General features: G+C 67.9%; 11 protein-coding genes. 1 reads left to right on the top strand and 10 read right to left on the bottom strand.

Translation table 11 applies throughout. From position 1 onward, the window contains the following. Positions 1 to 19: 19 nt before the first annotated feature. The 6 genes from QCD70_RS16105 to QCD70_RS16080 form a co-directional block, all read right to left on the bottom strand. Positions 20 to 2,704: an ExeM/NucH family extracellular endonuclease gene (locus tag QCD70_RS16105; RefSeq protein ID WP_301218134.1), complete on the bottom strand. Its 2,685-nt coding sequence runs from the start codon at positions 2,702 to 2,704 to the stop codon at positions 20 to 22. Between the two features lie 158 nt (positions 2,705 to 2,862). Then, complete coding sequence (locus QCD70_RS16100; protein WP_044442452.1) at positions 2,863 to 3,192, bottom strand: DUF7882 family protein; 330 nt, start codon at positions 3,190 to 3,192, stop codon at positions 2,863 to 2,865. Positions 3,193 to 3,599: 407 nt separating this feature from the next. Then, complete coding sequence (locus QCD70_RS16095) at positions 3,600 to 4,310, bottom strand: copper resistance CopC family protein (protein ID WP_301218130.1); 711 nt, start codon at positions 4,308 to 4,310, stop codon at positions 3,600 to 3,602. A 4-nt stretch (positions 4,311 to 4,314) separates the two neighbouring features. Beyond that, positions 4,315 to 5,061 carry a YcnI family copper-binding membrane protein gene (locus QCD70_RS16090; RefSeq protein WP_301218128.1) on the bottom strand — a complete coding sequence of 249 codons (747 nt, stop codon included), beginning with the start codon at positions 5,059 to 5,061 and terminating at the stop codon, positions 4,315 to 4,317. Positions 5,062 to 5,186: 125 nt separating this feature from the next. Beyond that, complete coding sequence (locus QCD70_RS16085) at positions 5,187 to 5,804, bottom strand: hypothetical protein (RefSeq protein WP_301218126.1); 618 nt, start codon at positions 5,802 to 5,804, stop codon at positions 5,187 to 5,189. A gap of 64 nt (positions 5,805 to 5,868) precedes the next feature. Beyond that, positions 5,869 to 6,462 (bottom strand): molybdopterin-dependent oxidoreductase, encoded by a 594-nt coding sequence (locus tag QCD70_RS16080; RefSeq protein WP_055924758.1) that lies wholly within the window; start codon positions 6,460 to 6,462, stop codon positions 5,869 to 5,871. A gap of 99 nt (positions 6,463 to 6,561) precedes the next feature. On the opposite strand from QCD70_RS16080, the gene QCD70_RS16075 reads away from it, so the two are divergent. Further along, positions 6,562 to 7,755 carry a hypothetical protein gene (locus QCD70_RS16075; RefSeq protein ID WP_301218122.1) on the top strand — a complete coding sequence of 398 codons (1,194 nt, stop codon included), beginning with the start codon at positions 6,562 to 6,564 and terminating at the stop codon, positions 7,753 to 7,755. 293 nt (positions 7,756 to 8,048) lie between these two features. Here the strand turns inward: QCD70_RS16075 and QCD70_RS16070 are convergent, their stop codons facing one another. The 4 genes from QCD70_RS16070 to QCD70_RS16055 form a co-directional block, all read right to left on the bottom strand. Beyond that, positions 8,049 to 9,458 carry a cryptochrome/photolyase family protein gene (locus tag QCD70_RS16070; protein ID WP_301218119.1) on the bottom strand — a complete coding sequence of 470 codons (1,410 nt, stop codon included), beginning with the start codon at positions 9,456 to 9,458 and terminating at the stop codon, positions 8,049 to 8,051. Then, entirely contained in the window at positions 9,455 to 9,898 is a 444-nt protein-coding gene (locus QCD70_RS16065) for a MarR family winged helix-turn-helix transcriptional regulator (protein WP_301218117.1), read from the bottom strand. The genes QCD70_RS16070 and QCD70_RS16065 overlap by 4 nt, the downstream gene beginning before the upstream one ends. A gap of 284 nt (positions 9,899 to 10,182) precedes the next feature. Then, on the bottom strand, positions 10,183 to 10,995 hold the full coding sequence (locus QCD70_RS16060) for an isocitrate lyase/PEP mutase family protein (protein WP_301218114.1): 813 nt from the start codon (positions 10,993 to 10,995) through the stop codon (positions 10,183 to 10,185). Positions 10,996 to 11,226: 231 nt separating this feature from the next. After that, positions 11,227 to 12,675 (bottom strand): amidase, encoded by a 1,449-nt coding sequence (locus QCD70_RS16055; protein ID WP_301218112.1) that lies wholly within the window; start codon positions 12,673 to 12,675, stop codon positions 11,227 to 11,229. Positions 12,676 to 12,705 lie beyond the last annotated feature (30 nt).

Genomic DNA, 12,705 nt, shown 5'->3' with positions numbered 1-12,705 from the left:
CCTCCTGAATTGATCTCGCCTAGGCCGAGCGGCGGCGGCGCAGCGCCATTCCTCCTCCGAGAACGAGCAGAGCGAGCGCTCCGAACAGCACGGGAGCGGCCTCGGTACCGGTCGCCGCGAGGCGTCCCGATCCCGCGCTGCCGGCAACCGCTCCGGGCGCCGGCACGCCGGCTCCAGGAGCGCCGGTGCCCGGAAGCCCGGTGCCCGGATCGACGGGCGCGTCCTCACGCAACGCCAGTCCTACGACCACGGGATCGTGGTCGCTCGAGCGGTACGGGTCGGCGCTGTAGAGGTCGACCGCGTTGTAGTTGTAGCGGCTGTACTCCAGGGCGATCGACTCGACCGAGTTGATGTTCCAGATGTCCGTACCCGTCACATCCGCCGCCGCAGCCTGCGAGGCGAAGACGTGGTCGAGCGAGCCGACCGCGCCGTCGAAGGCGTAGCTCTTCTTGCCGGTGGCCTCGCCGAGGTCGGTGTACCCGGCCGCGAGAATGACGTCGATCGGGTCCTCCTTCTCATACGAGTTGAAGTCACCGCTCAGGAGCACGCGGTCGATGCCGGTGTCCGTCACGAGACCGTCGGCGAACTCCACGAGGGCGGTCGCCTGGCGAACGCGGGAGGCGTTGGACGCGCCCTGGCCGTCGTTTTGGTCGGCATCCTCACCGGTGCCCGAGCCCTTCGATTTGAAGTGGTTCACGATGGTGAGGAACCGCGTGGACTCTCCGCCGTCGATCAGCTGGAACGCCTGGGCGAGCGGGTAGCGCGCGTTCGAGAATGCCGTGTCGTCGTCGATCACCGAGTCGCCGACGGTCTCCACGACCGCCGCGCGATAGATGAACGCCGTGCGGATGACATCCTCGCCCGCCGGAACCGCCTCGGGCGAGGGCACGAACGCCCAGGTGCCCGCGCCGGCCGCAGCGTTCAGCGTATCCGTCAGCTCGGCGAGGGATGCGTCGCGGTCGAGACCGAAGCGGCTCGAGTTCTCGATCTCCTCGAGCGAGACGACGTCGGCGTCGAGTGCGTTGATCGCCGAGACGATCTTGGCCTGCTGCCGGTCGAGGTCCTCCTGCTCCGCGGCTCCACGTGCGTCGCAGCCGGAGTTGACGGTGACCGGGTCGCCGTCACGGTCGGTGTAGTACGTGCATCCCGCGAGCTCGTCACCCGTGGTCGAGAAGTAGTTGAGCACGTTGAACGAGGCCACCGTCGCGTCTCCACCCACGTCGAGCGGTTCGGGCGTACGGGTGTTCTCGAAGGTCGCGGGCTGAACCGTGGCGGCGTTCGCGGGGGTGAGCTCCTGCGTGGGCTGCAGGCTCCAGGCACCGAAGCGGTAGTCGACGACGACCGGTCCGGTGAAGGTCACGGCCGCGCCGATCCGAACCGGGCTCTCGACGGTCAGGTACGGCAGGGGCTTCGACTTGTTCGCGGCGCTGTTGAAGTTCGTGCTCGCTCCGTCGTCGAGGGTCACGGCCGCTGCGGCGTTGGCCGCGACGAGCGCCGTGTACTCCGCGCTGCCCGGCTCGGTGACCGAGGTGGGCGTCACGAGGGGCTCGGCGCCGGCGGTGAGCACGATCGATCCGTAGTAGTTCGTGTCGTAGTTGTCGGTGACCGTGTAGTCGCCGGCGGGGGCGAGCAGCATGCTCTCCAGCGACTCCCGCTGTGCAGGGTCGCTCGGCAGGGCGACGGCTGCGGGCGCAGGCGGGGTGACCGCATCGGTCAGCGCGGTCAGGCCATCGGATGCGACGGTCAGCTCGGTCAGGCCCTGGTACTCCGACACGACGCCGGTGACCTCGACGTACGCGCCGATCGTCGCCTGCGGCACGGTTGCCGACGAGAAGACGAAAAGGCCATCGGATGCCGTGTGCGTCGCCAGATCGAGGCTCCCTCCGGTGCCGGGCGTCTGGATCACATAGCCGTTGAACCCTCCTGTCGGGTAGCTGGCGGTGACCACGCCGCGCGTGACGACCGTCTCTCCGGCAAGCGGACTCGTGTCGGTTGTTCCCTGGATCTCGGCGATCGTCGCTTCGACCGCTGGACCGCTCGGTTCCTCCGGCTCTTCGGGCGGCACCTCGCCGCCGGTGTTCTGCGGCGTCGGGGCGGCAAGCGCGAAGTCGTCCGAGTTCACGTCGGTGTCGACGGGTGTGGTGCGCGTCATCGAGGTGGTTACCGATGGTCGGGCGGCGGCGGAGCCTTCGAAAGTGTTGGATGTGCCGTAGCCGAGCAGGTCGACGATGGCCGGGTCGTTGACGAGCGAGCCGGTGGGCGGAGCAATGAGCAGGCCGGTCTGATTCGACAGGAACAGCGTCCCTCCGGCCCCCGCGGCGAACGACTCGCTCATGACGGCGTCGGGCGTGGGCAGTGCTGCCCCGTTGCCCGCGTTGCTTCCTCCCTGGATCAGGTAGTGGCCTCCGGCTGCGATGCTGCCGGTCAATGGCAGCACGCCGCTTGGGTTGGCTGATCCACCTGCCGAGCGGTACTGCAGAGACATCGAGCTGAGATCGACGGCCGTGTCGGTCGGATTGTAGAGCTCGACGAACTTGTTGAGGTAGGTCGCGCCGACGGACCCGCCGTTCACGTAGGCCTCGTTGATGACGACGCCGGTGCTCGCGGCGAACGCGGGTACGGCGAGCAGCGGGCTGGCCGCCAGGGCGGCGCCAGCCAGGGCGGCGATGCCGAGTCTGAAGCGCCGGGGGTGGATGCGGGGCATGGATTTCCCTTGATCGAGATACGGGTGGGTATCTCTCAATCAAAGTCAGACCTCGCGACGAAACGGAGTCGCCCGTGTAAACAGCAGGTTTAAGTTACCCCTGTTAAGGGGGTGTTGGGCGTGTTCGCCCCTGCTGTGATACGGCCCAGCCGTCAGCTCTAGACGTGACCTCGAGGCGGGTTCGTCGCACCGTTCGGCTCTTCAGAGAAGATGAGGCCCTGGCCGCTGTTCGCCGATGAGGTGAGGATCTCGAGCCACTCGCGATTCAGGGTGGGCATCTTGCCGCCGAAGAACTTGAAGTAGAGCGGAATGGACTTGTCGAGCCAGATGCTCGAGCGGCCGTCGCCGATGGCCGGGTCGTCTTTCCACGAGAAGAAGAAGCTCTCGCCCCGGCGCAGCTTGGAGCCGATCACGATCTGCAGGTGCGTCAGAGCCCTGTCGTCGAACTCGATCTCGATGTCGGAGTCACCGTAAAGCAACTTTCCCATGCTGTCCCCTTGTGTCTTACCGCATCGCGGAGCGCGATGTTCCTCCCACATTAGGTGAGAGTCGACGGGAATCCCTCTTCGACGCGAAGAGTGCCAGTGCGCCGTCTAGATCGGATGCGGTATACGATGCGACGCCCTGATTCAGAACCGTCACCTCGAACGAGCCTCCGCGGGCTTCGATGAAACCCAGCAGCGATGCGGCATCGTGGGCCGATGCGCGAGGGTCGGAGACTCTCCATTCCGTTGGAGACAATCTCACGAGTGTTACTGAATCTGTTGTCGAGTCCGGGGCCGTCTGGGCGGTGCTGTCTGCGATCACGCTGTTCCTGTCATTGGTCGCCCCTCTCGCGACACTGCGAATCGAAGCTCTGACCAGTCTGCGCCAGAGCTTCGATTCGCAATCAGGGCTAGATATCCCCGGGTGGTCGTGAATCACTTCCCGGGCCGGCTCCCAGCTTGGGGCGACGCAGCACGAGCAGGGTGGCGACGACCGCGATGGCCACGGCGCCGAGGGCGCCCCCGCCCCACGCCAGTACAGAGAGGAACTCGTCGTCGGACGAGCCCGCCGTGGGGGCCGGCGAATCCGCTTCCGAGTCGCCCGAAGCCGCCCCGGCCCCATCGACGGCACCCGCCGCGTCGCTCGACGTCGGACACACGGGGGCCGCGGTCGATCCGGCCGACGCGACCTGTGCGGCATCCGGCTGCCAGGTGAACGAGAACTGGCTCGACACCGGATGCCCGTCGGTAGAGACGACCCGCCAGATCACCGTGTAGTCGCCCGCGGGTCCGATGGCCGCCGGTGTCGAGATCGACGCTCCCGACACGGCCACGCAGCCGTCGCCGTAGAACAGGCCGTCGGGGCCCTGCACCTCGAGTGCGCCGGCCGATCCGGTGTTCTCGCCCCCGAAGTCGAGCAGCACGTCGTTGGTCGTGATGACGAACTCGGGTGGCAGCGAGGTGAGCACCGAGCCCGCCTCCGGCGTCGACGACACCAGGTAGTTGTGCGCCGAGGCGGTCGGCACGTGGCCGACCGCTCCGACCGTCACGGCGGCGAGCAGCGCCAGCGCGCCGACGGCGGCGGCACGTCGGGCCGACGGCTTCGGACGTGCGATGCGCATGCTGCTACGCCGTTCGCGCGCGTCGCGTCGCAACGACCGCGATGACGACGCCGACCGCGCCTACGACGAGCCCGCCGATGCCGAGAACGCGGGCGAGCACGTCGTCACCCGAGCCGGAGCCCGAGCCGGCGTCGGAGACCGAACCCGACGCATCCGATGACGCCGTGTCGGCGGCGCTCACCGGGTCGCCGTCCGCCTCCGTGGCGACGGCCTCCGTGACGGTGATCGCCGGCGCGGGGTGCTCGACCGAGTCCTCGTCGGCGCCGTCGGCCGGAACCTCGTTCCAGTTCGTCGAGCCCGTCTCGCAGGTCTGCAGCACGGGGAAGTCGAGGGTCGTGCCGGCCGCGTCTGCCGGCAGCTGCAGCGAGAGCGCGAACGTGTCGCGGTACCCGTCGGCCAGCGGGGTCTTGGCGGTGTAGACGACCTGGCCGACGCGCTCGGTCGCCGCCTCGCCGTGAGCACTCGTCGAGGGCGTCGCCAGCGGGGTCATGACCTTCGAGACATCCCAGTTCGGGTTGACCGTCGGAGTGACCGAGGCGATCTGCTCGGGAATGTCGATGGCGATGGTCGTGGTGGCCGACCCGTCGCATCCATGGGGAACGGCGAACGTGAGCACCGTGTACGAGCCGGCCGCGGTCGCGCCGGGGGTGACGCTCACATGGGCGCTGGCCGAGAGGGGAACGGCGACGGCGAGCAGCAGGCCGACTCCGAGGCCGGTCGAGGCGAGGGCGAGTGGGGTGGATTTCTTCATGGTGGGTCCTTGAATCTGTGCGGAGGGGCGCGTCGAACGCGCGCGTGCTCCGGCGAGTGGATGCGCAGGGTGCGCGAAAGAATTCCGGCGCGCGGGCGAGTGCCGGCCGGATGCGTGGGGTGGGGTCAGGCGGCGAGCGGCGGGCCGCGGTGCCAGACGGATGCGCGCAGCACCTCGAGCACGGCAGGGGCGTCGATGCGTGCGACGCGGCCGAGGCGCACGGTGCGCGGGGCGAGGACCGGGGCGGGAAGAAGCAGTGCGGCGAAGCGGGTCGCGCGCAGGAGCGCGGCGGCCAGCAGGCCTCGAACGGCCCGCTCGCCCCACACGATCGCGGCGAATGTCGCGACGGCCGCGAGCACGTGGCCGGCCACCATGGCGACGTCGACGGTGATCGCCGCGCCGCCGGATGCCGCGGCTCCCGTGGGCAGGAACATGGCGGCCATGTCGTGGCCGGCGTGGGCCGTCGTCGGTGCCGCCGGCGAGGTGGGAGCGGGCTCCACGATGAGGCTGAACAGTGTGTGGAAGAAGACCTGACTCACGGCCACCGAGGCGCCGATGCGCCAGTACGACAGGCCACGGCCGGCGAGGGCCACGCACACCAGAGTGGAGAAGGCGACCGCGAGCGAGAGCGCCGCGACGCCGGGCGCGGAGCCGCCGGAGACGGCGTGCGAGAACGCCGCCACGAAGGTGGAGAAGGCGGCGGCGAGGCTGCCGCGAGCGACGCGTGTCCAGCGTGCGCTCATCGTGCTCCTCGTCTCGCAGTGATCACCCGAGTCTATTCGGGTCTGCGCGCACGACGCCGACCGGTCACCAGTACCGCTCCTCGCGCCACGGGTCGCCATGGTTGTTGTAGCCGTTGGTCTCCCAGAATCCCGGCTGGTCGTGCGCGTGGAGCGTGATGCGATTGATCCACTTCGCGCTCTTCCAGAGGTAGAGGTGGGGAACGAGCAGACGGGCGGGGCCGCCGTGGCTGTCGCTCAACGGCTTGCCGTCGTAACGCGTCGCGATCCAGGCCTTTCCGCCGCGCAGCTCGTCGAGGGGGATGTTGGTCGTGTAGCCGCCGTAACTCCGGGCCACCGCGAAGGAGGCGGTCGTCTCGACCCCCTCGAGCAGCAGGTCGAGCGAGACTCCCCGCCAGGGCATGTCGAACTGCGACCATCGGGTCACGCAGTGCAGATCGACGGTGACGTCCTCTGTCGGGAGCTTCTGGAACTGCTCCCAGGTGTAGCCCGTGGTCTGGTTGCGCTCGTTCGTGATTCCGAACGTCCAGCGGTCGAGGCGCACGTTCGGAATGGGGCCGGCCGACAGCACGGGAAAGTTCGTGACCGCGTGCTGGCCGGGTGGCAGACGGGGGTCGCGCTCGCGTCTGCGACCGAGGAATCCGGGAGAGAACACACCCATGAGCACCGCCCTTCGTGGCGTCGTCGACGATCGGCTCCATTCTCGCAAAATCAGAGTCCCGCTATCGTGGAGGCATTGCGACGAGTGTGAGGAATCTTTGTGAGTCTGCCCCCGTATCCCGCCGGCCCTGAGCAGGGCGGCGCAGAAGGTCGACCGCCGGTTCCGCCGATGCCGCCGCAGCAGTTCCCGCAGCAGCCTCAACAGCAGCCGTATCCGCCGCAGCAGACCCAGCAGTTCCCGGCGCAGTCGCCGCACCCGTACGCATCCGGATCGCCGAAGCCCAAGCGAACCCGCGGAATGACCTGGTGGCAGGGCCTGATGGTGGGCGTCGCGGCACTGCTGGCCATCGCGCTGCCCGTCTCCGGCGGCATCTACTACGCCGCGAACGCCCGGATCATCGCCGATCGCCAGTCGGTCGCGGAGTTCACCCCGAGCGAGAACATCGAGTCTCTCGTCGAACGCGCCGACATGAACGAGGTCGGCACCTTCCTCTTCTACACGAGCCACCCCGAGCTGAACACGGCCAGCGAGTTCAACACCGCCTGCGGAATCAGGCCCGAGCAGTTCCTGCTCGGCTGCTACACCGGCGAGACCATCCACCTGTACGACGTCACCGAGGAGCGCCTCGACGGGCTGCGCGAGGTCACCGCCGCCCACGAGATGCTGCACGCCGCATTCGACAGGCTCGACGCCGCGTCTCAGGAGCGCCTCGGCGTTCTGCTCGAGGAGGCGTACACCGCTCACGGAGACGATCCCGAACTGGCGGAGCGTATGGACGCCTACGCGGTCTCGCAGCCGGGGACCCGCCTCACCGAGCTGCACTCGATCATCGGCACCGAATTCACCGACCTCGACCCGGAGCTCGAGACCTACTACAAGACGTACTTCACCGATCGCAGCGTCGTCGTCGGCCTCCACGCCGCATACGAGAAGGTGTTCAGCGACCTCGAGCAGCAGACCACCGACCTGTCGAACCAGATCCTCGCGCTCGCGGATGAGATCGAGTCCGACACGAACACGTTCAACGCCGACCAGACGCAGCTCAACACAGACATCGACGCGTTCATCGCCAAGAACCAGGCCTACGGATACTCGGACAATCCCGCGGCGTTCGACGCCGACAAGGCCGCGCTGATCGCTCGCGACGCCGACCTTGAGACGCGTCGGACGGCCATCAACGACAAGATCACCCAGCTCGGAGACCTGCAGCAGCAGCTGCGCGATCTCGACGCCGACGCGCAGGCGCTGAACCGCAGCATCGACTCGACGATCGTGCCCGGAGAGGGGATCTAGCCGCCGCGGTTCAGCCCTTCGACAGGCTCAGGGAGCGACGTCATGCCCGTTCCCTGAGCCTGGCGAAGGGCCGCCGGCCGAGAAGTCACCCGCGCGTCTGCATCGACTCGGCCCAAAGGTGTCCATGGGTCGGTCTTTGCGTGCATAAGCGCCGGGTCGATCGCGCGGCGCGGATCCAGTCGTCGGAGATGCACCTTCCGTGGACATGGAAGGTGCATATGTTGCTAGTCGATGTGCTGCCCTTCGACGGGCTCAGGGAGCGGGCCCCTTCCACGGGCTCAGGGAACGGGGCCCTAGCCGGGCTCGCCCAACGCGCGATCCTTCGAGATCGAGGCATAGGCATGCAGGGCAGCCGCGCGCGACTGCTTCAGATCGACGAGCGGCGGGGGATAGGTCTCGGCGTCGATGTCGGGCACGAAGCGACGGATGTACTCGCGGTGCGGATCGAACTTCGTGGCCTGCAGCTCGGGGTTGAACACCCGGAAGTACGGCGCCGCGTCGACACCCGACCCGGCCACCCACTGCCAGTTCACCGCGTTCGCCGCAGGGTCGGCGTCGACGAGCGTGTCCCAGAACCACCGCTCGCCCTCCCGCCAGTCGATGCGCAGGTTCTTCACGAGAAACGACGCCACGACCATGCGCACCCGGTTGTGCATGATGCCCGTCTTCCACAGCTCGCGCATGCCCGCGTCGACGAGGGGGATGCCGGTGCGCCCCATCTGCCACGCCTCCATGACGACATCGGTCGGCTCGGCCCACGGGAAGTCGTCGAAGGCCGGCCGCATGTTCGAGTGCGTGATCTGCGGCCAGTGGAACAGCAGGTGGTATGAGAACTCGCGCCACACGAGCTGGCGCAGAAACGCGCTCGCCCCCTCGGATGCGCGTGCGCCCTCGGCGGTGCGACGGTCGAGCGAAGCCACGTACGAGCGCGTCTCGTGCCATACCTGGAACGGGCTGATCTCGCCCCAGCGCAGATAGGGCGAGAGCCCGGATGTCGCATCCTGCGCCGGCAGGTCCTGCTCGGCCACATACGACGACAGCTCGGTCTCGAGGAACGAGCGCAGACGCGTCATGGCGGTCGCCTCGCCCGGTGTCCACGATTCGCGAAGGCCGCCGGCCCAGTCAGGGGTCGTGGGCAGCAGATCCCAGTCGGCGAGATCGTCGCCGGCCACATCGGGCAGAGCCGTCACGTCGTCGTCGACAGGCAATGGATGCCGTGGCTCCTGCCGGGCGAGGCACGACCGGTAGAACGGGGTGAAGACCCGATACGGAGCGTCCTGGCCGGTCATCACCGTCCAGGGTTCGAACAGCAGGGAGGCCTGCGTGCTCTGCACCTCGAGCCCCGAGGCTCGCAGCGACGACTTGATGCCGGCATCCACGGTTCGTTCGGCCTCTCCGTAGCGCCGGTTCCAGAAGACAGCCTGCGCGCCCGTGTCGGTGACGACGGAGTCGATGACCTCGGCGGCAGCGCCGCGACGAAGCGTGAGCTCGAGTCCGATGTCGCGCAGCGACGCGGCGAGCGACGAGAGGCTGTGGTGCAGCCACCAGCGGGCCGCACCGCCCAGCGGCCGGAGCCCTGAGCTGGCGTCATCCAGAATGTAGAGGCACACGATGGGCCCGCCGTGCTCTGCGGCGGCATGCAGGGCCGGGTTGTCTGAGACGCGCAGGTCGTCGCGGAACCAGACGATGCTCGGGGCGGTCATCGGGCGGTGACGCTGGCGTACAGCTTGCGCGTGAGGCGCGCGAGTTCGGTGAGCTCGTCGGGTGACAGCGCCGAGCTCATGCGGCTGGCGATGGAGCGGCCGTGGATGTGGGCGGCATCACGGAACAGCGCGAAGCCGGTGTCGGTGAGCGCCACGAGAGTGCCGCGCCCGTCGTTCGGGTCGGTGAGTTTGGTCACGAGTCCGCGCGCGGCGAGGCGATCGACGAGGCGGGAGATGCTCGGCTGCGTCAGGAGCACGTTCTCGTTGAGTTCGCGGATGCGCAGGGTGCGGTTCTCAGCGAGCGACAGGGTGAAGAGAACGTCGTACTCGTTGAGCGAGATGACGTCGGAGGGGAATTCCGAGGCGATCTGGCGCATCACGGCGACCTGCGCGCGGAAGAGCGATTCCCAGGCGGCGACGGGGGAGACAGGCTTGGTCATTGAGATCCTCTCGTGGCCTCCACACTAGGGCGGCTCCTGAGGATTCCCCGAAACTCGAGGGCGGGTTGACATGGCCGCAGACAGACAGAAAGCCCGTCGTAGAGGCTAACGACGGGCTTTCTTCCCTTGCACCAAGAGTGTCCTGCAATCACATTCCGCGGTAGCTGCCACAGCAAACAACTAACGCTCTTGAACCATATAACGGTTGAGTAACGGAGCGCCAGTTATCAAAACGTTATTTTGCTGGGAGGTGCCTGAGAGCCCCTGATCGGGGGTCACGGGAGTCAGTCGCGGACGAGTCCGTTCAATGCGGCCCAGCCGAGAGCAGGGGGCGATGAGACGACAGTATCCGGCGTCTCGAGCATCGCGGAGGCCCAGTGCTGCGCGACGCTGTAAGCGGCCTCGGCGATCGAGGAGCCCGCGCTGATTCGACGTGCGCCTGCCCTCGAGAGTTCGCTGATCGACAGGGTGCCGGGGCCGAAGGCGACGTTGAGCGGCAATGACGTCGCGTCGGCGAGTCTCGTGATCGTGTCTGCCGATAGGGCGCCGAGTACGAAGATTCCGCTCGCTCCGGAGCGAGCGTAGGACGTGGCACGCGTCACCGTCTCCTCGAACCAGTCGTCAGTTCCGATGCTGCCGAGACGATGCGTGTCGATGCGGGCGTTGATGAACAGCGGTATGCCCGCGTCGTCTGCTGCGGTTCGGGCGCTGGCGATCCTCCGCTGCTGTTCACCGATCGGTCGGAGAGAGTCCTCGATGTTCACGCCGGAGATACCGGCGTCGATGAACGAGCTCACGGTGTCGGCCAGGTCGCTCGACGTCTCTCCGTATCCCCCCTCGATGTCCGCCGAGATCGGCACGGTCACGGAGGCTGCGATCCGCCTCGCGGCATCGAGTGCGGCGTCGCGAGTCAGCTCGTTCCCGTCGCGGTGTCCGCTCGACCACGCGACACCGGCGCTGGTCGTCGCAATCGCGCGAGCGCCGCACGCGAGAACGACGCGGGCGGACGCTACGTCCCACGCGTTCGGGAGGACGAGGGGAGTGGCCTGGGCATGCATTGCGTGAAAGGCGCGTGCTCGCTCGAGTTTCGTGCTCATCCAGCAATTCCAACACGCCCCGGGTCTGGCCGATTGCGTTCGCGGCGTGCCGGCTATCGAATGGGCCGGTTAAAGGACGAAAGCCCGTCGTAGAGGCTAACGACGGGCTTTCTTCCCTTGCACCAAGAGTGTCCTGCAATCACATTCCGCGGTAGCTGCCACAGCAAACAACTAACGCTCTTGAACCATATAACGGTTGAGTAACGGAGCGCCAGTTACCAAAACGTTATTTTACTGGGAGTTGCCTGTGAGCCCCTGTTCGGGGGTCACGGGCCCGCCTGTCGCAGGACGCGAACCGGCCCACGGCTGGTGGTGTTCGAGCTGGGCGCTCAGGGCGAGCACGGTGAGCTCGCCATTCGGCGGCCCGATGACCTGCACGCTGAGGGGCATTCCGTCGGCACCGAACCCGGCGGGCACGGCGGCGGCCGGATTGCCCAGCACGTTCCATATCGAGGTGTACGAGCTGACAGGCGTGGCGCGTCTCACCGCGGCAAGCGCGCCGGCATCCTGCAATTGCCCGATGGGCAGGGCGGCAGTGGGCGTGGTGGGAGTCAGCAGGAGGTCGACCCTGCCGAACAGCTCATCGAGAAACGGCTCGCCCAACCGAGCGGCGGTTCGCTCCGCCCAGCCTCCCAGGCGGCGGAGCGGGCGCCCGATGCGCAGCATGGTCCTCGTCCGACGCTCCAGGCGTCGGGGCTCGTCTGCGCGGGCCGCCTCATCTCCGATGCCGCCACTCAGCTGAAGCTGGAACGGCAGGTTGAGGGCGGGGTAGGCGGGATCCGCCTCGATGATCTCGTGGCCGAGCGTCGCAAGAAGAGCCGCGGTTCGCTGCAGCGACTCCGTGGTCTCGGCGTCGGGCAAGGGCCCGCCGGAGGGGTTCTTCGTCGACACCATGATTCTGAGCGACGGCACGGTCTCGTTCGTCGCCGCCGCATACATCGACCCCGCCAGCGGCGCGGCGTGGAATCGATCGATCGCCGATGTGCCGGCAATGACGTCGTGAATGAGCGCGCTGTCGGCGACCGTGCGCGTGATCGGCCCGATGACGCCCAGCGATCGCCACAGATCGGCATTCGGTGCGAGGCTCATTCGGCCGCGCTGCGCCTTGAGCCCGAACAGGCCGCACCAACTGGCGGGCAGCCGAATGGATCCGCCGCCGTCGCCGCCGATACCGGCGGCCACAAGACCGGCTGCCACTGCGGCCGCGGTGCCGCCGCTCGATCCGGCCGGAGACCTGTCGAGATTCCATGGATTGCGCGTCATCCCGAAGGCTTCGCTCTCGGTGAAAGGCCAGATCCCGAACTCGGGCATGCGGGTCGTGCCGATGATGACCGCGCCGGCCGTGCGGAGCCGGCGAACCACCTCGCTGTCGGCGCGGGCGGGCGTCGAGTAGGCCGCGCTGCCGTACCGGGTGGGGATTCCGGCGATGTCGTTCTCTTCTTTGATCACCATGGGCACGCCATGCAGCGGCCCGAGCTCGGAGGAGCTGCGGCGCTGCTCATCGAGGGCATCGGCGCGCAGCCGGGCCTCGTCCGCCATGACCGTGGCGACGGCGTTGAGCGACGGATTGCGGGAGCCGATGATCTCGAGCGAGTGCTCGACGAGCTCCCTCGCGCTGACCTCACCCGACGCGACCCACTCCGCCTGCTGCACAACCGAGCTGTACGTGAGTTCGCGCATCTGGCTCCCGCCTTCGTCTCGGTGCCTACG

This window comes from Agreia sp. PsM10 (genome assembly GCF_030433855.1).
GTDB lineage: Bacteria > Actinomycetota > Actinomycetes > Actinomycetales > Microbacteriaceae > Agreia.
The sequence above is the reverse complement of the archived record's forward strand: the minus strand, read 5'-3'. Positions and strand labels throughout refer to the sequence as shown.